This is a genomic window from Pseudomonadota bacterium (assembly GCA_037200975.1).
In the GTDB taxonomy this organism is placed as follows: domain Bacteria; phylum Pseudomonadota; class Gammaproteobacteria; order Steroidobacterales; family Steroidobacteraceae; genus CADEED01.
The window spans coordinates 3,616,805-3,636,602 of sequence record JBBCGI010000001.1 but is presented as its reverse complement, the minus strand read 5'-3'; the positions used below and the strand labels follow the sequence as shown (position 1 = coordinate 3,636,602).

The following is a 19,798-nucleotide window of genomic DNA, read 5'->3' as shown; positions in this document are numbered from 1 at the left end:
GTTTGCTAGCCTCGACGCATGGCTGGCATTCGAGTCTTGGTTGTCGACGATCATCCGATGATGCGCGATGGGATCGCCTCGGCATTACGCGCGCAGCCGGACATGGAGTTCGCAGGCGAAGCAAACGACGGTCGGGAAGCTCTGGAGAAATTCCGTCGCCTGCGTCCCGATGTCACCCTTCTCGATCTGAACATGCCGGAGATGAACGGCCTGGACGCCTTGCATCGGATTCGCGCGGAATTCCCGGATGCTCGTGTCGTCGTGCTCACGACTTACAAAGGCGATGTACTCGCCAACCGGGCGCTCAAAGCCGGCGCCCTCGGGTATCTCCTGAAGAGCTCGCTGCGCACCGACATGGTAGGTGCGATTCGCGCTGCCAACGATGGCCGCCGCTATGTGCCCGCGGAAGTCGCGGTCGCGCTCGCCGAACACATGGGAACCGAGGACTTAAGCCCGCGGGAAGTCGAAATTCTGCGGCACATTGCCGCGGGTTTGAGCAACAAGGAGATCGCCAATGAGCTCGGTATCTCCGACGAGACGGTGAAGACGCATCTGAAAAGCGTATTTTCCAAGTTGAACGTCAGCGATCGCTCGCATGCGATCGCCATCGCGATCGAACGCGGGATCCTGCAGCTGTAGGTCGACTACTGAATCCGGTCCTGCTGCTGCTCGGAGCACAGCGGCTGCATCTGCTCGCGGATCTGCCGGAGACGTTTGTCGGCATTCTCGAGTGCGTGTTCGATTCGCTGGCGAACCCGATCCTCCCGATCGAGGTCGTTCAAGATTCCCTGCACGTTCAGCACGGTTCCCTGAAAGTGCTGCAGTATCGTGTCGGCGTAATCCTCGAGTTGCCGAAAGCAGGACTTCACGAAATTCAAACGTCGTTGGGCGAGCACGTAGATCGTTCCAATGACGAGTGCGTTGCCAAAGATCCACGGCAGTAGTTCGCTGGGCATCTGATCCACTCCTGTGAGCGTTGTTGCGAAGTCCGCCTGCGCAACTTACCCGCGGAGATTTCCGGCCTGCATCACCTGATCGGGGGAGGCCGCAGTCACCGTGTCCGGGCTCCTGACTTCCACATGAGAGGAACCATCATGCGGGCACCGTTGCAACGGCTGTACCGATGGATTCCTCATCACCCAACGTTTGTCCGTCTTGCCAAACAGCGGCAGCGCCGGTTGTGCTCATCGCCAATAGCGACCGCTTCGCCCGCGCCTGGATCGAGACAACTGTAAACACTGCCGGCCTGTGCGCAATTGCCTGTGACTCGGCGCGCGAACTGCTGGCACGAGTCGCGAGCGTGGATCCCATGTGCGTGATCCTGGATGTCAGTCTTCCCGATGCCAACGGCCTCGACATTCAGGACCGGCTCACACGCGCGGGTGCAGCCATTGTGTTTCTCACCCACGAGCGCTGCATTCCTACCTGCGTCCGTGCAATCCAGGCCGGTGCCATCGATTTCCTGACGTTGCCGTGCGAAGCCGCGCGGCTGGTACATGCCCTGCGAAACGCCCTGCAAAAGGCGCTGTTTACGCGCGCACAGATCAAATTACGCGACGAGCTGCGCAACAGGTTCGAACGACTCACGCAGCGCGAACGCCAGGTGTTTGCGCTGGTGAGCAGCGGCATGTTGAACAAGCAGATCGCGGATCGGCTTTCGATCACCGAGTTCACGGTGCAGGCTCATCGCGGCCGCGTGGTGAGAAAGATGCGCGCACGGTCGATTGCCGACCTGGTTCGCATGGCCGACGCCGTGAAAGCCATCTCGTCGATCTGTTGGCCCTGCGACTAGCAGGAACTTGTACTTGTCACCGGTCTCGACGCAGATCATTTTTCGATCAACGGAAGGACGACTGCCCCGCGTGCTGTCGACACCCTCCTCCCTGGGCCGGCGGCACGCTTCCCCTGGCCGGCAACTTCGGTTGCCGGCCTTTCTTGAAAAATCTCGAGAGGCCATGAAGGTGCGCCCGAAAATCCATCCGTCGATTGCAGCCAACTCGATGATGTTTGTTCTCGCGCTCACGGCCGTGCCGGCTTGCGCGCAGGAAGGAATGTACTTCGGACTGCTGCGCGCGCGCGACCTCACGCCGTTCGGCTTCGTCCGTCTCGACATGCGGCCGGCGCACGCGGTGTCGATCGAACCCGGCAGCTGGGCTTTCGAGGCGGAGCTCGCCTATCAGAACACCTGGGCGTTGAGCCCTGCGGTCGAACACTACCTGGAAGGCCTCGAAGGTACGGGGCGCCGCACGATAGGCGTGGATGAACTTGCGGAGATCCGCGCGCTGCCCGGGGAAAACTACTTGCTCGACCTCGAACAGGCAGTCGCCGACTTCACCGTCCACTACAAGTTCGCGCCCGATTGGGCGGCCTACACGACGTTCAGCGTGCTGTCTTTCCAGGGCGGATTCATGGATAGCACCATCGAAAGTTTTCACGAGACTTTTGGCTTCAGTACGTTCGGGCGGCCTGCCGTCGCCCGCAATGACATGAATGTCATCTACGACCTCAAGGGCGCGCAGGTAACGATGCTGGGCAATCTGTCTACGGATGGTGGATTGATGGATCCTGTTGTTGGAGTCCGGTACGCCGGCTTTGCCCTTTCGCCTCGCTGGCACCTCACGCTGGAGGGTGCGACGAAAATTCCGCTGCAGGGACGCCGGCCACTTCTTTCGACCGGCCGCGTCGATCACGGTCTCCAGACGTCGCTACAGTGGCTCGGCCGGCGCAATGCGTTTCACGCATCGGCGTCCGCGGTGTACTACGCGGGCGTACGCGCACCGGCAGCTCAAGACAGGCAGATCATTCCGACGATCGTGCTCGGCTATGAATTTCGCCTCACCGGATACACCAATATCAGTGTGCAGGGCTACTACAGCGAAAGCGTGTATTCCCGCCGGCAAACGGACCTCGACGAACTACTCGCGAACAAATACCAATACAGTCTCGGCCTGCGCCATCGTCACGACAACTTCGTGTACACCGTTGCGTTCACCGAGAATCTGCAGAACGTGAACAACACGCCCGATGTCGGGTTCCATCTGGGCCTGGCCTATGTACCGTTTCGCCGGTAGACGCTGTGACGCCCCGATCAGTCACGCCCTGGAATCCGCATCACTCGACCGGTCGCCGTGGAACAATGCCCTGCCGGCATCGACGCCACCGGCCAGTTCGAGCTGGAAACGCCGCTGATCGCGATCGCGGATAAACGCGCAGGTCTCTGCAATCTGCGCCTCCGACTCCCCTAACTTCTCGAGCGCCGCGGCACCCAGCACCAGGGCAGATTCGAACGTCTCACGCACCTGCAGGTCCGCCCCCGCCTTCATGAGCGCGATGCTGTGCCGCCGATCCGTCGCGCGTGCGATGACCGGCAGGCGGGGATGCTCGATCTTGAGCAATTGCACGATGCGGGTCGCATCCTCGGCCTTCTCGACACAAACCAATACGACCCGTGCCTCGGCAACACCGGCGGCGCGCAGGATGTCGAGCCGCGTGCCATCGCCGTAGTACACGTCGAAATCGAATTTCCTCGCCTGGTCGATCATCTCCACGTCGGTGTCGATGATCGAGACGTCGTAGTTGCGAGCCCAGAGGAACTGGCTGGCGATCTGCCCTACCCGGCCGAACCCTATGACCAGGCCGCTACCGGTCAGCCCCTCGGGGCGGTCTCGACTCTCCGCAGACCTGGAAGCGTGACGGCGCAGGAAGCCGAGCCCCGCGATCGCCAGCGGCGTAAGAACCATCGACAGGATGACGATCGCGGTCAACACCGCATTCTGATGCGCATCGAAGATTCGGGCGTTTGCCGCCGCCGCGTACAACACGAAGGCGAACTCGCCCCCTTGCGCCATGACAACTGCCCTATCGACCGCGTCCCGGTGACATGACCTGAACAGGCGCGCGATGCCATAAACCGCAACGCCTTTGATCAGCATATATATGAGTACGTAAAGAAGGATCGTGCACCACGCGCCGGCCACCACCTCGAGATCGAGCGACATTCCGACGGCGGTGAAAAACAGCCCGAGCAGAATCCCGCGAAAAGGCTCGACATCGACCTCGAGCTGATGCCGATAACTCGATTCGGACAACAACACGCCGGCGAGGAAGGCGCCCATGGCCATGGACAATCCACCGGATTGCATGGCCGACGCCGAACCCAGCACGACCAACAAGGCCGCCGCGGTCATGACTTCACGCGAGCGGGCCGCCGCCAATACTCCGAAGAGCGGATTGAGCAAGAAGCGTCCCGCCAGAAGCAACGCGATGATGGAGCCGACTCCGATGCCAACATCGGTCCAGTTGATACTCGGGTTGCCGGGCGAACTGCCAGGCTCAGGCGGCGCAAGAAACGAGACCATTGCCAGCAGCGGCACGATCATCAGGTCTTCGAGCAACAGGATCGACATGATGCGCTGACCGGCCGGCGAGGCGAGCTCACGACGATCATCGAGCAGCTGCATCACGGTCGCCGTGGACGTGAGCACAAAGCCGGCACCTGCGACAAACGACGGTGCAAACGAAACGCCGTTTGCGACACCGACTCCGGTCAGCAGCAGCGCGCATGCGACGACCTGCAGGAGGCCGACACCGAAGATCTGCCGCCGCAATCCCCATAACCTCGAAGGGCGTATTTCCAGTCCGATGATGAACAGGAACATGACGACGCCGAGCTCGGCGATTTTCAGCATGAACTCCGGCTGCGTGAACACGCCGATCCCGAAAGGACCGATGAGAAGCCCACCGGCGAGATAACCGAGCACGGATCCAAGCCCCAGACGTTTGAACAAGGGCGCCGCTATCACGGCAACACAAAGCAGCGTGATGACGGGAAGCAGATCGATTCCGTGATGTTCGCCCGACATGTCGACGACGCGCCTCGCTCATGCGCGCCGTCTGGAGCGCGTGCGCCAGGGTAATGCGTCGCGATCGCGCCGCCTATTAGAGGTTCCTGCAAGTCGTGCGAGCAGCAGGGCTCATTACAACAACATGGAATGTACAGGCGGAAGCGCCGCCATTAGCGTCTATCTACACCTACTCATGGAAATGCGCAGATGCATATTCTCGCTCATCAAGCTCAAATGGTCGTCGAGGGCGCCGAAATCCGGGCGCATGAACTCGGCCTCTCCGTCATCATCGCCGTGGTCGATGCGGGCACACACTTGAAGGCGTTCCATCGCATGGACGGTGCCGTGCTCGGATCGATCGACATTGCCACACGCAAGGCAATCACCGCCGCCCTGTTCCAATGCAATAGCGAAGATGTGTGGGAGTACTGCAAGCCAGGTGCTCCGGCTCCCGGCCTCGAGTTCACCAACGGAGGACTCGCCCCCTACGGCGGCGGCATCGCGCTGAAGCTGCCCGGCGGCATCTGCGTCGGCGCAGTCGGAGTGTCCGGCGGCACGATCGCTCAAGACACCGAGATTGCCCGGGCAGGGCTCGCCGCGTTTCCAGCCACGTCAGATTGATCCACCTTCACTCAGCAACTCAGCCAGGAAATCATCATGAGCAAGACGATTCTCATCACCGGGGCGGGATCCGGCTTCGGCAAGGGTGCGGCCATCGGCATGGCCAAGAACGGACACAAGATCATCGCCACTACACAGGTCTCATCGCAGGTCACGCCGCTGCGCGAAGAAGTCGCGAGACTTGGCCTCAGGAATTTTCGCGTCGAGCGTCTCGATCTGACCGATCACTTCGACATCGCGCAGGCGCAGTCCTGGGATTTCGACGTCCTGTGGAACAACGCCGGCATGGGCGAAGCCGGGCCGGTGTGGGAGATTCCGGTTGAGCTCGTGCGCAAGAATTTCGAAGTGAACGTCTTCCTGCCGCTCACGCTGACGCAAGGCGTGGCGCGCCGCTGGATCGACCAGGGCAAGAAAGGCAAGGTTGTATTCACCTCGTCGATGGGCGGCCTCTTCACGCCCGCCAACTGGGGCACGTACGTGTCGACCAAACACGCGCTGGAATCGATCGCGGAAGCCCTTCAGCAGGAACTCGCCGCGTACGGCATCAAGATCCAGACCATCAATCCGGGCGCCTACTACACCGGCTACAACGAGACGATGGCCGACAATCCGATGCGCTGGCTCGATGACAAAAAGAACATCACCAGGCGCGCCGACCTGCGCAAGGGGTTCGACGATTTCTTCGCGACGCCTGAGGGCAAGATGGATCCCCAGGAGATGATCGATCGCATGATCGAAGTGGTTCCATCGGACAGCGGCAAATTCCGCAACGTGATGCCGAAGAAAATCGAAGACATGCTTCGCACGCATCAGCTGCAGGCGTGGGAAAACACCATCTAACCAGGAGGGCGCGCCCATGCGTCGGACTATCTTGAATTCATTGTTGCTGGGGTTGATCTCACTTTCGGGAAGTTATGCCATGGCCGATGCCGCAGACAGTGTCGAAGCGCGAAACAAGGCGGCGATTGTGAGCAGTTTCGACGCATGGGGCGGGGGCACCGGCGGCCCGTTCGAATTGCTGGCGGACGACGCGACCTGGACGATCGTCGGACGTTCCGTTGTGTCGAAGACTTATCCGAGTCGTGAGGCGTTCATGAGCGAAGTGATCCGCCCCTTCAACGCGCGCATGCGCGGCGGATTGAAACCCGCGATCAGGAACATCTATGCCGACGGGAACACCGTCATCGTCTTCTTCGATGCGCGCGGCACCGCACTCGACGGCAAGCCCTACGAGAACACGTATTCCTGGTTCCTCAAGATGGACGATGGCCGGATCACCGAGGCGTTCGCATTCTTCGACAGCATCGAGTTCAATGATTACTGGCGACGTGTGGCACCCAAAAAATCCTGAGGCAAACGCGGCTCGCGAGCGATCAACGGCACCGCAGGGAATTCGAATCGATCTGACGATCGCGATGAGGCTCGCCCACGTGGGTCGAAACCACCACGGCAGTCATTCCGGGCTGGAGGACGTCGAGTACGGATCGATCGGCATCAAGGGCTATCTTCACCGGCATGCAGCGATTCTCGGGCGCCGTACTCTCACTGGTGTCGTCAGTGATCTGGCTGACGACGCGGCCCTTGAGTCTGCTTCCCGGCACGGCATCGACCAGGATTTCGACGGCATCGCCGATCCGTAGCCGGGAGACCTGCGCTTCAGAAAAGGTGGCGACTATCCACAATTCTCGACTGGTCGGGGTGATGTAGCCTTGCACGTAGGCGTTGGCGGTCGAAGTGGAACGCCATCCCAGTAGCGATCTCCCGGGCGTAACCGCATCCGTGTCGGCGCTCCAGGCCGCTCCAGTCATGAGTGCACTGCTGAGTCCGGCCACCAGGTAGTTCATGGCGGGAGCGTAGACAGCCTTGCCGTGCCGAACTATTGCGACATCCTGTCAGTTCGTCCCCGTTATGCATCGGTACGATCCGATCGCAGCCTCTTCATGAACCAGGTCGGCTGGTTTCGGTAAGCGGCGCCGCCCGGGATCGTCAGCGCGATCTCGGTCCCGGCATGTTCGCGCCGGGTTACTTCGAGGCGCCCGCCGATACGCTTCGCCCGCTCGCGCATTCCGATGAGTCCGTAGTGACCGCCTTTCTCGCCATTCAGAATGGTTTGCGCGATTCCCGCGCCGTCATCGCGGATTCTCATCTGCAGCTCGTGAGTGCCATAAATGAGGATGGCCTGCAAGGTTTGGGCTTTCGAGTGCTGAGCCGCATTGCGGATCGCTTCCGCGGCGACGCCGAGCACTTCATCGTTCACGAGTGCATGCATTACACGCGGCGTGCCTTCCACGATCATGGCGAACCGCGGCGACTCGCCCTGGATGATTTCCCGCGCCGTGTTGACGATCGACTGGGCAAGGTCGACTTTCATCGTCGTGCGCAGCTCGCGCACGCGGTCGCGCCCCTCGGCGACGACCGTGTCGGCGCGGCCAATCGCCTCGTGCATCGGCGCCAGCAGATCGCTGTCGGCGGGCACGCGACTCAGGATGGAGTGGAAGCGCAGGATCAGGCCCTGCACGCTCTGCAACAAGGTGTCGTGCAGCTCGCGCGCGATGCGTTCGCGCTCGGCGATCCGGATTTCGAAGCGCCGCTGCAAACGCGCCGTCTCCTGTCGCAAACGCAGCCGGTATGCCGCCCAAACAAGGCCGGCGGCGGCCAGCACGACCAGTAGTTTGAACCAGATCGACTGAACGAAAGTTGGTGCGATCGTGAAGCTGAACGCCGTGCCATCCTCATTCCACACACCGTCATTGTTCGCCGCAATCACCTGGAAGCGGCGCTCGCCCGGTGGCACGTTGGTGTAGAACGCCTGCCGGCGGCTCCCGGCATCCACCCAATCCTCATCCACGCCCGTGAGTCGGTAGCGGAAACGTACGCGTTCCGGGATCGCGAGGCTGAGCGCCGTGTAGTCGATCTCGAGCTGCGAGACACCCGCCGGCAGCGCCAGACTTTGCGGCATGTCGTAGTGCCGCCCGTTCGCCGCGATGGAGGTGATGACGACGGGCGGCGGCTGCGGATTGCGGTAAAGGCGCGCCGGATCGATCCAGCCCGTGCCGGTGTTCATGAAAAACCAGATTCGGCCGTCGGGGCCGGCAATCATCTTGCCATTGAACATGTCGTTGGTGACTCCACCCGTGAAACCGTCGCCGGCGTCGAAGAGCTGCAAATCCAGGCGCGCGGCAGGATCCGCAAACGCTTTCAGCAGGCCGGCTTTTTCGATGCGGATGATCCCGGGGCGAGTGCCTATCCAGACGCCACCATCGGCCGACTGCGCAATGCCGTACCCATTCGCCAGCCAGGGCGCTCGCGAAATTGGAATAGACAGGAATTTGCGTCCGTCGAATCTCGCAAGGCCGGCGGGCCCGAGGATTACGATGCCATCGCGATCCGCCAAACTCGAACGGACTGGACCCACGGGCGATCGAAATTCTGTCGTCCGGCCTCCCTCGACACGAACGATCAATTCGCTGGGCGCGTGGAACATCCAGACTGCGCGTGCCGCATCGACGGCAACAATTACTTCCTCCTGGTTCGCAGAAGCTGGAGAGATGCGGGTCCATCGTCCACCGGAAAGCTGGTAGGCACCTCTCTCGTGGAAGGAAACGATGAGAGCCGTGTCTGTTTCGACCAGGTTGATGACATGACCATTCACGAGTTCGGCTGGCAACTTCATGGTTGTGACGACACCGTCGTGCCAGCGCAGCAATTCTCCTTCGCGAGAGAACACGATGCTGCCATCCGGCGCGGCTGCGAGACTGGTGACCTGACCTGCGTCTGCATCGATGAGCTCGGGCGCAGCGCCCGGCCGGATGCGGAACAGACGTCGACCCTTCTCACCATCGGGGTCTGCGACTCTCGCGCCCATGCCGCTGTAAACGAACACGGCCTCGCGGGTCGCAACCATCGCGGACGCCTGATCTCTGATCGGCACGCCCGGTTCGATCACAATGTTTGCGTGGCGGAAGCGATCCATGCCGAGCGCAGTGGGAATCCAGATACTTCCCTCCCGGTCCTCGAACACCTCCATCGGGAACTCGGCCGACAGACCGTCCTTCACAGTGAACCGATCCAGGATTCCCGGCGACTCGAACGAAGTCGCCCGATACAGAAAGCCGGTATTGCGATTGGCGTTCCACAAGGTGCCGTCGCGATCCGCGCGTACGATTCCCGTCATATTGTCAGGGACGGCCGCACTAAGGCGCGGCGACGGAACGGCGTGGCCTGCAACAAGATCTGGCAGAGGATAAAAACGCCGCGCGGTGAAGTCGGAAGTCCACAGCTTCCCTTGCGGATCGCGTGCAAACCCGATCAGGCCGCCCGCGTAGCCAGGAGCCTGTTCGAACGCGTGGGCGCCGCGCCGCAAGCAGTAGAGCGCCAGCAGATTCTTGGCCCACACCGTCCCATCCGGCGCGAGATCGAGCGTCCAGACTCCGCCGGCATCGGACCAGGTCGCGGCGCGAGACCATGGCCCCTCGAACGTCCGCCAATTCTGCCCGTCGAAGTTGAGCACCGAATCGCGCAACCCGACCCAGACCGAGCCGTCGCGATCCGGAACCACAGAGAACACGCCCGATCTGGTCGCAGGCGTCGGCACGTCGAAGACCGTCAACGCCCCGCGACTGACTCTGCCGATCCGCGTCCCCGTGAAACCAACCCAGAGATCGCCGTTGTTCGCGGTCGCCAGTGCGAGCACAGACCGACTGTACGGCTGCTGCTCCAGCGCGAATGGTTCGGCCCGAACGCCGTCGAAGCGATAGAGCCCGATACCGGACCCGAGCCACAAGAAGCCGTCCGGGGTTTGCGCCACGACATTGATGCCCGAAGGCATGCCCTCGCGCACCGTCCAGGCGGTGTGATGGAACTGCGCCAGCGTCCGCTCGGGGTCGAGCGCCCACGCGCGGGCGCACATGAGAAATTCTGCAGCAGCCAGCAAGGCAACCGCGAACACACGTGGAGGAATGTTCGAACCTGCAAAGAACGATCGCATGTGGCTTCCTTGAGCCCCTCACATCATGAGTACGCCCAGCGCGTCTTCGAACTGATGATGCCGAAAGCGGCACTAATCCGAAACTGCGGTGCTTTCGGAAGGGAGGAAATCTTGAGGCCTGCGGCGAGCCTCGAATGATCGCCAATGTTCTCGCTGAGAAACCGGATTACCGGTTGCCGCTCACGCGCACGGCGCGCCCCGGGCTCGTTGCCGGCGGATGCTCCGATAAATGGCCGCCGTCAGGAAAAGGATCAGATACCCCGCCACGACCAGCAGCATCCCGGAAACACCGCCAAGCGGTTGCTCGTCACCGCCGATCAGGCACAACGACAGCAGCACGAACGCGATGTGGGCGACAAAAACCCACAACGAAGCCTGCCCCAAAGCTTCCACGCGAGGAATACGCAGCCGCCGAGAGACGCTCGCGCCGAAACCGATGATCACGAGCAGCAGCGCCGCGAAGTTGATCACCCGTACGGGCGACAACGTCCACTTGTCGATCCAGAACAGGTGGCGCGCCAGATCAGTGAAGCCCATGGGTCCGCTCGAGTAGCGCCACGCGAGCAACGCGCAAGATATCGCGAGCGCAATGTTCAGCATGCCGCTGGTGGATGCAACGATCTGCCGCGTCTGGCCAAAGCCGATGGCGCCAAACCACAGACCTAACATCCATAGAAACTGCCACGCGTACAGATCGAACGAGCCGCTCGCGTTCAGCGGTATGTCCCATCCCGTCACGCCTTCCAAAAACACGTGAATCCACGCGCGCAGGCCGAACTGCGCGGCGACCCAGACTGCCGTGCTGATGCCCAGAGCCCATCGCCATCCCCAGCGGGATGCGGCACTCATGACCACGGGTGTGCCAAGAAAGAACAGCACGTACATCGGCAGAATGTCGAGCAATGGCGGTCGATACATCAAGGCGACGCCGCCCACTACCGCCCTTTGCGGCGACTGTAGATAGAAGTCGAGAAGGTTTCGCGCCGCCGGCCGATTGAACGTCGTGGCAATCCAGGCGACGACGGTGAACGCGAGGATCAGGAGCAACAGATGCAAGAGATACAGACGCAGCGCGCGGCCGAGCATCCAGCGGCTCGCGGCGCCGACGCCGTCGCGCTCCTGGTGCTCGATGAAAATCTTGCCGGCCATGAAGGCCGACAGAAAGACGAAACCCTCAGCGGCGGATATGAAACCCAACGGTTCGCCGACGGCGGTCGACCACACCGTGGGCAGATGCGTCATGGTCATGAGCAGCAAAAGGACGCCCCGCAGGACATCGATCGCTGGGTTGCGTGGCACGATGCGGGCCCCCGTTCGTGAATCCGCCGCATGATGCTCCGCTGTGCCGATTCACGCCAGCGTTGCGGCGGTCTCGGGATGCGAACTCGCGACGCTGTGCCGCGGCCAGCGCGCCGCCCACGGCAGCGCGGCTTCCAGCTCGAACGCGAGCGCCAGCAACATGTCTTCCTGGCCCCGATCGGCGGCGAACATGCTGCCGATCGGCAGGCCTTCGGCGCTCTCGAACAGCGGCAGCGACATCGCGGCCGTGCCGGCCAGATTGTGGAGCGGCGTGTAATCGACCCACTCGAACATCGATTTCAAGAGCTGCTCGGCAGGGACCGCGGGACCGAAGGTGCCGAGCGGCGGCGGCGGCGCGCTCACCACCGGCGTCAACAGCACGTCGTACTCGCCGAAGAACCGCGCGAGCTGCGCCGGCAGCTGCGCGAACTGCGAGTAGATGCGCTCGAGCGCGGCGGTCGGCAATCGTTCGGCTCGCGTCGCGAGCGCGAGCGTCCATGGCTCGAGCAAATCTTCGAGCGGTGCCTCGCCGTGCTGCGCGCGCGCGGCATCGACACAATCGGCGGCGACATGCGACCAGAGATTCTCGAAATCGGCGAGCACCGCGGAGCCGTCGACGGGCCATGAAGCACGCTGCACGCGATGCCCGAGCGAGCGGCACAAACCAGCGGTGCCTTCGAGCGCGCGCAGCACGTCGGCGGTCGGCGGTTTGCCGCCAAGGCCGTTTTCGATGATGGCAATGGACAGCCGGCGCGGTGCGGCCGCCTTGATCGCGACACGCGCGGGGTCGCGATGTGCGGCCGCGAAGCCCCACGCGACATCGCGCACGCTGCGTGCCATCAGCCCATCGCCGACCAGCAGATCCTCGATCGCGTTGCGTGAGCGCACGCGCACCGTGCTGTCCCGCCCCGGCTTGAGCCCTACCACACCGCAACAGGATGCTGGCAGCCGGATCGAACCACCTCCGTCGCTGCCATGCGCGAGCGGCACGAGACCCGCGGCGACGGCCGCGGCCGCGCCGCCGCTGGAGCCGCCCGGCGAATGCGCGAGCGACCACGGGTTGCGCGTGAGCGGCCCCGCGAGCGGTTCGGTGGAGGCTAACAACCCGAATTCCGGCATCGCCGATTTGCCTACGGCGACGAGCCCGGTATTGCGCAATCGCCTCGCGTATTCATGGCCGCGCGCGACGGGTTTGCGACTGCGGCTGCGCGAACCGGACGTGGTCGGCATGCCGGGGTAATCGAGCGAGTCCTTCGGCAGCCACGGCACGCCGCAGAAGGATCCGGCCTCGGGCGGCGCCGCGAGTAGTTCGGTGCGCACGGCCGCGGGCGCAATTTCACTGAGCGCACCCAGCGCGGGATCGAGTGCTTCGATACGCAGCAGCGCCGCTTCGACCAATGCTTCAGGCGGCAGCTCGCGTGTGTGTACCAGACGCGCCTGGTCATGCGCGTCGAGACGCCCGAGCGCCAGCGCGTCGGACAGCGAGACCGCGCGCGGTTTCATCTTTCGGAAACGCTGGAGGCTGCAATCGCCGGCATGCGCCACGAGGCGGAGACGCGCGCGCGTCCATAGAAGGTGTAAATCGCGATTCCGATCGCCAGGTACGAAAGCATCAGGCACGTCGGCAGCCACTCACCGCGCCGCGCCTGGCCGATGAGATCCAGCGTCACCGGCAGCGTCATCGCGATGCTCACGACGATCGCCAGCACCGGCACTGTGCCGAACCAGATGCCGCGAATCCACACGCCGCCCAGCGGCACGCGGAATCGGCCGACGAGTTCGGGCCGCGTGGTGCGCATGTGGATGAGGCTGATGCCGATGCACACGAACGTCAGCGCCACGCCGAACGAAATCAGGTCCGCCAGCACCGCCATGGGCAGCAGCGCCGCATTCACGGCCGCGATTCCGGCCAACAGCAGGTTGGCCTTCCACAGGCTGTTGCGGCGCGGGTGCAGGCTCGAGAACAACGGCGGCAGCAACCCATCGCGCGACATCGCGTAACACATGCGCGAATGCCCGAACGCGTTCGCCAGCAACACGGAGCCGAGCCCCGCAAGCGCACCGATCTTGATGACGATCGCAATCCATGGCCAGCCGATGCGGTTGACGGCGACCGCGATGGGGTCGGGCACACCCAACTCCCGGAACGGCACGATGCCCGTCAGCACCACGGCGACGAGCACGTACAGCGATGCGCACACCGCGAGCGATCCCAAGATGCCGATCGGCATGTCGCGTTGCGGATCGCGCGCTTCGGCGGCGGCCGTCGAAACCGTTTCGAACCCGAGGAACGCGAAGTACAGCAGCGACGCTCCGCGCGCCACTCCTTCCCAGCCGTATCTGAACCCGCCCTCGTTCGCGGGCACGTAGGGATGCCAGTTGGCGGGATCCACCGCCCGCACGCCGACGACCAGGAATGCGAGCAACACGGCGATTTTGACAACCACCAGCAAGGCGCTGAGCGATGCGGAGCGTGAAATGCCGAGCGCGAGGATGCCACCGACACACAGGACGCTCAGCGCCGCAATCAGATTGACGCCGTTGCCGATGCCGAATTCGGTGCCGCCGTTCGGGCCGTTGGTGGCCGTGATCAACGCGGTCGAAACGGTGGCGGGCACGTGGATGCCGAAGTCCGCGAGCAGGCTCAGTAGATAGCCCGAGAATCCGACGGCCACGAGCGAAGCGGCCACGCTGAATTCCAGAAACAACAGCCAGCCGAGCGACCAGCCGGGCACGTTGCCGAGGATTCGCCGGCAGTACGTATAAGAAGAGCCGGACTCGGGCAGGCAGGAGGCCAGCTCCGTGTAACACAGCGCCACCAGCAGGACGGCAAAGCCGGCGAGCAGGAACGAAATCGTGACCGCGGGACCGGAGAAAAATGCCGCGGCCGTTCCCGTCATCACAAAGACGCCGGCGCCGAGAATGTTCGAGATACCGAGCACGAGCAGGCCGCCCCAGCCAAGCGAGGGACGCAATGTCTGCGTAGAAGAAGTGTTCAGGGGGCTGCTCACGGGATTGGCAATTCGACGTAGCTCGCAGCCGGGCCGGCGACGATCACTTTTTGCGTTGCCTTCACGTAGTCCGCGGGTTTGGCAACAAAGATGTTAGGCACGAAGGTCTGCGGATTGCGATCGTAGAGCCCGAACCAGCTCGACTGCACCTGCACCATGATGCGGTGGCCCGGCAGGAACACGTGGTTCGCCTGCGGCAGCGCGAACCGGTACGCGAGCGGTGCATTCGGTTTGAGCGGCTTGGGCTGAGACAACGATTCGCGATAGCGCCCGCGAAAAATTTGCATCGCGATGGGCAGCTGGTAGCCGCCCATGTCGGCCTCGCCTGCCACCTGGTCCGGGTACACGTCGATGAGCTTCACCACCCAATCACTGTCGGTGCCGCTGGTCGACGCGGTGAGATTCACGAACGGCTCGCCGGCGATCGTCACCGCATCGGCGAGCACGTCGGACGAGAAGGTAAGCACGTCGGGACGCGAGCCCGCGTGGCGCTGATCGGAGGTGAGCCAGGACTGCCACTGCTTGAGATCGTCATCGACGCGAATCGGCCGCGGGACGAACGGCACCGGCTTGGCGGGGTCCGAAACATACTCGACGCTCTGCGCGCGACCGCGCACCGGCTCGAATCCGAGCGCCATCCCGGGCTTTAGATAGAGCTTCGCTTTCGAAGGCCCGGGCGGCCACTGCGCGAGATGCTGCCAACGCTGCGTGCCGGACTGGAAAGCCGTGACCGGCGAGGTGTCTTGAGCCGCACCCTTCAGATAGTGCGCGAGGAACGGCGCGAGCACGTTCGTGCGCCACCATTTCGCCGTGTCGTGATCGAAGCGCAGGTTGCCGATCTTGCTGCCCTCTTCCCGCGATTGGCCATGCGCCCACGGACCGATCGTGAGATACACCTGACGATTGTCCTTGTCCTGCGGCTCGAGCGCGCGGTACACCGCCGGCGCGCCGTAGATATCTTCCTGGTCCCACAGCGAGCTGACCAGCATCACCGGCACGGTCAACGAGCGCGCCGCGAGTAGTTTGTCCACCGCCTGTGGCTCCCAGAACTCGTCGTACGCGGGATGGTCGGTGATGTTCTTCCAGAAGCTCGTCGTCTCCATGCCGTGTTGACGCGCCAGCTCGCCGACGGAACCGGCGCGCATGAAGACATCGTAGATATCCGTGGCGTTCCAGGGAAACGAGCCGGAGTTGTCACGCTCGTCGCTGCCGTACAGCGCGGCGATCGTGAGCTGACGGAACGCGCCATTGTGAAACCAGTCGTCACCCATCCATCCGTCGACCATCGGATCCATGGGCACCGCCACTTTCAGCGCCGGGTGCGGATCGACGAGCGCCATCAATGCGAGGAAGCCGTCGTAGGAAACACCGATGATGCCCACCTTGCCATTCGACTCGGGCACGTTCTTCACGAGCCACTCGATAGTGTCGTATGCGTCGGTGGATTCGTCGGTGGTACTCGTGTTGAGCGCGGTTCCCTTGAGCGGGCGCGTGATGGTGAAATCGCCGCCGGAGCCGTTCTTGCCGCGGATGTCCTGCACGACGCGGATGTAACCGCCATCGACGATGACATCGTTGACGTTGTCGAAGCCCTGCAGCAGCACACGCAGATCGTTCGTCACCGCATGCGACGTCATGTACTCGGCGCCGTAGGGCGTACGTGTGAGCAGCAGCGGCGCGTCCTTCGCCCCGTTCGGCACGACGATCACCGTGTGCAGCGTGACGCCGTCGCGCATGGGGATCTCGACCGCGCGGCGTTCGTAGTTCGGCGTTTCACTGGCGCCGTGCACGGCCGGCAGCAGGACCAGCGCCAGCAGCAGTGACGACGCGAGACGGCGCACGACCCTCACACTTCCTGCGCCCATCGACGTCATTCCGACCTCCCGATCAGAAGTTGTAGCTGATCCCGAAACGCACCGAGCGCGGAGCTTGCCGCAAGACGGCGGCGCCATACAGCGGGCTCGGCAGTCCCGGCGCATAGGCCGAATACGGCGAGCGCCAGATCGGCGCCTGCTGGTCGAACACGTTGAACACGTCGATTCCCACCTTGAAACCGCCGTCGGCGAATGCCGGCCGCCAGCTCACACCGAGGTCGAGCTGGGTCATCCACGGCATGCGGCCGAGGCTGCCGAGCGGCGCCGGTTGCCCGTCGACGAAGCGATAGAACGGGAAGCCGTAACCCGCCGGATCGGTGTTCTCCGGATCATCGGGATCCACGTACACGCCGAGCCCGCCTTTCGGTGCGCCGGAGATGGCGCTGAAGTTTGCCGACACCAGCCACTGCGGATTGATCTCGTAGTAACCGTACAGCTTGAGCTGATGTGTATGGTCGTTGTTCTGCGGGCCGTTCGCGTTCGCCATGAGGGAGGCGTAGTCCCAGTCGAGCGTCACCGCCGCGCCGCTTTGCTGGATGGTCGAGAGCACCTGGCCTTCGGTGGTGCCGTAGCTGCGCGAGAAGGTGTAGTCCAGCTTGCCGAACCAGCGGTCCGCGAAGCGGTGCTCGAGCGTGAAATTCACCGCGTAGTAGTCGCGCTTGAACTCCGGGAAACCTATCTCGTCGTTCGTGAGCGTGACCGGCGCGTAGTCGCCGTTCGCGTCGATGAGGTTGAAGGTGTTGGTCTCGCCGGGGTTGAACAGCCAGCAGCTGCCGCGATAGTTAGCCACGTCGATGTCGTAGCCGAGCGCCGCGGCCTTGTCGAACAACGTGCCGCGATCGCAGAAATCGTCGATGCCTGCCTTGAGCGTGCGATAGGTCGCCTTCACGCCGTACGCCCAGTTCTCGCCGAGCAGCTTGCTGAATCCGAGGATGAACTCGTCCTGGTAGGACGGCTCGATTCCCTTCGACGCCACGGACTTCGGATCCGGCAGGTTGCCGAAGAAGTTGAGGAACGAAACCGCATCCGACATCTGCGTGAGATCGGTCGGATAACCGTTCGCGTCGATGCCGCCATACGTGTAGTACGTGTCGGTCTGGGTTACCGCGCCCGCGGCACCGAACGCCGGGAACAGCGGCAGCGCGAGGTAGTAACGGCCCGCATTGCCGAACACCTTGAAGCTCGAATCGTCTTTCACATCCCAGCTGAAGCCGATACGCGGCGCCCACTGCCCGCTCGATTGCTTGATGTACGCGTCACCTTCGCTGTTGTAGTTGGTGAACTGATCGAGCCGCACGCCGAGACTCAGCAGGAATTTGTCGCTTACCTGCCAGTTGTCCTCGATGTACTGCGCGGTCTGCTTCGACTCGACGTTGGTGTTCCACGAGTAGTTGTACAAAGAGACGTAATACCCTTCCTCACCATTGGCGAAGTCGCCGGTCGCGGGCACGCCGAGCACTTCGTTGATGGGCAAGGTCGGATCGGCCTGGCCGTAGACCCAGCTCAGGTGATCCGGTCCCGACGCGGCTTCACCGTAGTGTTTTGCCTTCGAAGTCAGATTGTCGATGCCGACGGTCAGGTTGTGATTTCCCAGGATCCAGTTCACGTCGAAACGCAGGCTCGAGCTCGAGTTGCCGCGCCGCGGATCCGTGATCACCGCCGTGGTCTGCGGGCTGCGGACCGGCTCACCCCCGGTGTACGCCGGGTTCTGGAAAAAGAGCCCGTCCACGTAGGAGAACTGATCGTCGTAACCCGGCGTTGCCAGCACATCGTCGATGTCCGAGCGGCCGTACAGCGCGCTGACGGTGAGGCTGTCGGTGAGATAGCCGGTGTACTTGGCGCTCCACAACGTGCCGCCGCTACGCGTGTTGTTGGCAGGGCCTAACAAGTCGCTGCGCTCGATCGCTTCGTAGTCGTAGGCGTAGAGAGTGCCGCGGGTCTTGAGCTCGCTCGAAGCGCCGGTGAATTCGAGGCGATGGCTGTCGCTGATGTTCCAGTCGAGCTTGGCGTACCAGCGCGGCTGCTCGCGTCGATAGCTGGTGAACGAGTCCTGGTCCTCGATGCTGCCGATGGCTTCGCCGTCTTCGCGGTCGAATTGATAGGCCGCGAAGAAGAACAACCGGTCCTTCACGATGGGGCCGCCGGCGGAGAACGTGGCCACTGTGCTGCTCGATGCGCTGCGGCTCGCCGGTTCGTAGAGCGTGCCGTCGGCGGGATAGTAGATGTCGCGTTCGCTCGAGCGCGTGCCATCCGGTTCGGTGGTGAACTCGGCGCCGAACTTCCATTCGTTGGTGCCGCGCTTGCCCACCGCATTGATCACGCCGCCGGCGGAGCGTCCGTACTTCGCGCTGAATCCGCCGGTGTAGATTTCCTGCTGGTCGATCGCCGCGTACGGCAGCGACAATCCGCCGAGACCGTTCAACGGGTCTGTCGTGTTGAAGCCGTTGATGTAGTACGCGTTCTCGGCCGCCGAGGCGCCGCCGAAGCTGACCACCGATTCGCCCGTAGGCCCGGTGAATCCCGCCGCGTTGCCCACCACGCCCGGCGCGAGTTTCGCGATCGCCTCCGCCGAATATTGCAGCGGCAGGCGCTCGAGTTCGGCCGCCGTGACCACCGTGCGTGAGTCGACGCTCTTCACGTCGATGAGGCCGGGTGCGCGCGCGCCGGTGACGATGATCGTCTCCAGTTCCGCGGCGGCGCCCGTGAACGAGACATCGGTATTCGCGTTCACGGTGAGCAGGATGTTCTTGCGCGAATCGACCGTCGCGCCATCCCGCTTGAGCTCCACCTGGTAGGTGCCGAGCGGCAGCTGCGAAAACTGATAACGCCCGCGTTCGTCGACTTCGACTTCGCGCGCGACACCCGTGTCGCTCTGGATGGAGACCGTGGCACCCGGTGGCGCGGCGCCTGACAGCGAGCCCGTGGTGGCCTGCGCGTGCACTTCGGTCGACGCGAATGCAAACAACGCGACCGATACCGACAACAGACGTGCGATGGATATTGTTTTCATCTTGTAGCGACCCCTGCGACCCGGTTCGGAATATCGCCATGCCGATGATGCGAGTCCACCGGCTTGGCGCGTGCTGCCTGAGCTCCGCGAGCCTTGATACACAAGGTATTTATGATCCCGGGGCGCAAGAATGCGCGCGGCGCGCGGCCGGA

At 63.1% G+C, this 19,798-nt stretch carries 15 protein-coding genes; 6 read left to right on the top strand and 9 right to left on the bottom strand.

Annotated elements, in window-relative coordinates; all coding sequences use genetic code 11:
• Positions 1-18 precede the first annotated feature (18 nt).
• On the top strand, positions 19-639 hold the full coding sequence (locus tag WDO72_16400; GenBank protein MEJ0087254.1) for a response regulator transcription factor: 621 nt from the start codon (positions 19-21) through the stop codon (positions 637-639).
• Positions 640-644: 5 nt separating this feature from the next.
• Here the strand turns inward: WDO72_16400 and WDO72_16395 are convergent, their stop codons facing one another.
• Positions 645-956, bottom strand: coding sequence for a hypothetical protein (locus tag WDO72_16395; GenBank protein ID MEJ0087253.1), 312 nt, complete (start codon positions 954-956; stop codon positions 645-647).
• A gap of 224 nt (positions 957-1,180) precedes the next feature.
• Between WDO72_16395 and WDO72_16390 the strand changes: the two genes are divergently transcribed.
• Both WDO72_16390 and WDO72_16385 read left to right on the top strand, forming a co-directional pair.
• Positions 1,181-1,792, top strand: a complete 612-nt coding sequence (locus WDO72_16390) for a LuxR C-terminal-related transcriptional regulator (protein MEJ0087252.1) — start codon at positions 1,181-1,183, stop codon at positions 1,790-1,792.
• A gap of 163 nt (positions 1,793-1,955) precedes the next feature.
• Positions 1,956-3,071, top strand: a complete 1,116-nt coding sequence (locus WDO72_16385; protein MEJ0087251.1) for a DUF3187 family protein — start codon at positions 1,956-1,958, stop codon at positions 3,069-3,071.
• A gap of 21 nt (positions 3,072-3,092) precedes the next feature.
• On the opposite strand, the gene WDO72_16380 is transcribed toward WDO72_16385, so the two are convergent.
• Positions 3,093-4,862, bottom strand: a complete 1,770-nt coding sequence (locus WDO72_16380) for a monovalent cation:proton antiporter-2 (CPA2) family protein (protein ID MEJ0087250.1) — start codon at positions 4,860-4,862, stop codon at positions 3,093-3,095.
• A 189-nt stretch (positions 4,863-5,051) separates the two neighbouring features.
• Between WDO72_16380 and WDO72_16375 the strand changes: the two genes are divergently transcribed.
• Genes WDO72_16375 through WDO72_16365 form a run of 3 tightly spaced genes read left to right on the top strand, consistent with a single transcriptional unit; the run spans position 5,052 to position 6,816 of the window.
• Positions 5,052-5,465: a heme-binding protein gene (locus WDO72_16375; GenBank protein ID MEJ0087249.1), complete on the top strand. Its 414-nt coding sequence runs from the start codon at positions 5,052-5,054 to the stop codon at positions 5,463-5,465.
• 36 nt (positions 5,466-5,501) lie between these two features.
• Positions 5,502-6,305, top strand: coding sequence for an SDR family oxidoreductase (locus WDO72_16370; GenBank protein MEJ0087248.1), 804 nt, complete (start codon positions 5,502-5,504; stop codon positions 6,303-6,305).
• Between the two features lie 16 nt (positions 6,306-6,321).
• Positions 6,322-6,816 carry a nuclear transport factor 2 family protein gene (locus WDO72_16365; protein ID MEJ0087247.1) on the top strand — a complete coding sequence of 165 codons (495 nt, stop codon included), beginning with the start codon at positions 6,322-6,324 and terminating at the stop codon, positions 6,814-6,816.
• A 22-nt stretch (positions 6,817-6,838) separates the two neighbouring features.
• Here WDO72_16365 and WDO72_16360 read toward each other — a convergent pair whose 3' ends face one another.
• The 7 genes from WDO72_16360 to WDO72_16330 form a co-directional block, all read right to left on the bottom strand.
• The gene (locus WDO72_16360) at positions 6,839-7,309 is read right to left on the bottom strand and encodes an HlyD family efflux transporter periplasmic adaptor subunit (protein MEJ0087246.1); all 471 of its coding nucleotides are present in this window, start codon (positions 7,307-7,309) and stop codon (positions 6,839-6,841) included.
• A gap of 62 nt (positions 7,310-7,371) precedes the next feature.
• A complete protein-coding gene (locus tag WDO72_16355) occupies positions 7,372-10,452 on the bottom strand; it encodes a triple tyrosine motif-containing protein (GenBank protein MEJ0087245.1) in 3,081 nt (1,026 codons plus the stop codon).
• Positions 10,453-10,632: 180 nt separating this feature from the next.
• Entirely contained in the window at positions 10,633-11,751 is a 1,119-nt protein-coding gene (opgC, locus tag WDO72_16350; GenBank protein MEJ0087244.1) for an OpgC domain-containing protein, read from the bottom strand.
• 51 nt (positions 11,752-11,802) lie between these two features.
• Positions 11,803-13,254, bottom strand: coding sequence for an amidase family protein (locus WDO72_16345; GenBank protein MEJ0087243.1), 1,452 nt, complete (start codon positions 13,252-13,254; stop codon positions 11,803-11,805).
• Positions 13,251-14,762 carry an amino acid permease gene (locus WDO72_16340; GenBank protein ID MEJ0087242.1) on the bottom strand — a complete coding sequence of 504 codons (1,512 nt, stop codon included), beginning with the start codon at positions 14,760-14,762 and terminating at the stop codon, positions 13,251-13,253. Before WDO72_16340 ends, WDO72_16345 begins: the two co-directional genes overlap by 4 nt.
• Positions 14,759-16,627 carry a CocE/NonD family hydrolase gene (locus WDO72_16335; GenBank protein MEJ0087241.1) on the bottom strand — a complete coding sequence of 623 codons (1,869 nt, stop codon included), beginning with the start codon at positions 16,625-16,627 and terminating at the stop codon, positions 14,759-14,761. Before WDO72_16335 ends, WDO72_16340 begins: the two co-directional genes overlap by 4 nt.
• Before the next feature lie 22 nt (positions 16,628-16,649).
• Positions 16,650-19,646: a TonB-dependent receptor gene (locus tag WDO72_16330; GenBank protein ID MEJ0087240.1), complete on the bottom strand. Its 2,997-nt coding sequence runs from the start codon at positions 19,644-19,646 to the stop codon at positions 16,650-16,652.
• Positions 19,647-19,798: the final 152 nt, after the last annotated feature.

Bases quoted from the DNA above. Each gene is read 5' to 3' on its own strand.
- WDO72_16400 (MEJ0087254.1), top strand. From the start codon at position 19: ATGGCTGGCATTCGAGTCTTGGTTGTCGACGATCATCCGATGATGCGC.
- WDO72_16395 (MEJ0087253.1), bottom strand. From the start codon at position 956: ATGCCCAGCGAACTACTGCCGTGGATCTTTGGCAACGCACTCGTCATT.
- WDO72_16385 (MEJ0087251.1), top strand. From the start codon at position 1,956: ATGAAGGTGCGCCCGAAAATCCATCCGTCGATTGCAGCCAACTCGATG.
- WDO72_16380 (MEJ0087250.1), bottom strand. From the start codon at position 4,862: ATGTCGGGCGAACATCACGGAATCGATCTGCTTCCCGTCATCACGCTG.
- WDO72_16375 (MEJ0087249.1), top strand. From the start codon at position 5,052: ATGCATATTCTCGCTCATCAAGCTCAAATGGTCGTCGAGGGCGCCGAA.
- WDO72_16370 (MEJ0087248.1), top strand. From the start codon at position 5,502: ATGAGCAAGACGATTCTCATCACCGGGGCGGGATCCGGCTTCGGCAAG.
- WDO72_16365 (MEJ0087247.1), top strand. From the start codon at position 6,322: ATGCGTCGGACTATCTTGAATTCATTGTTGCTGGGGTTGATCTCACTT.
- WDO72_16360 (MEJ0087246.1), bottom strand. From the start codon at position 7,309: ATGAACTACCTGGTGGCCGGACTCAGCAGTGCACTCATGACTGGAGCG.
- WDO72_16355 (MEJ0087245.1), bottom strand. From the start codon at position 10,452: ATGCGATCGTTCTTTGCAGGTTCGAACATTCCTCCACGTGTGTTCGCG.
- WDO72_16345 (MEJ0087243.1), bottom strand. From the start codon at position 13,254: ATGAAACCGCGCGCGGTCTCGCTGTCCGACGCGCTGGCGCTCGGGCGT.
- WDO72_16335 (MEJ0087241.1), bottom strand. From the start codon at position 16,627: ATGGGCGCAGGAAGTGTGAGGGTCGTGCGCCGTCTCGCGTCGTCACTG.
- WDO72_16330 (MEJ0087240.1), bottom strand. From the start codon at position 19,646: ATGAAAACAATATCCATCGCACGTCTGTTGTCGGTATCGGTCGCGTTG.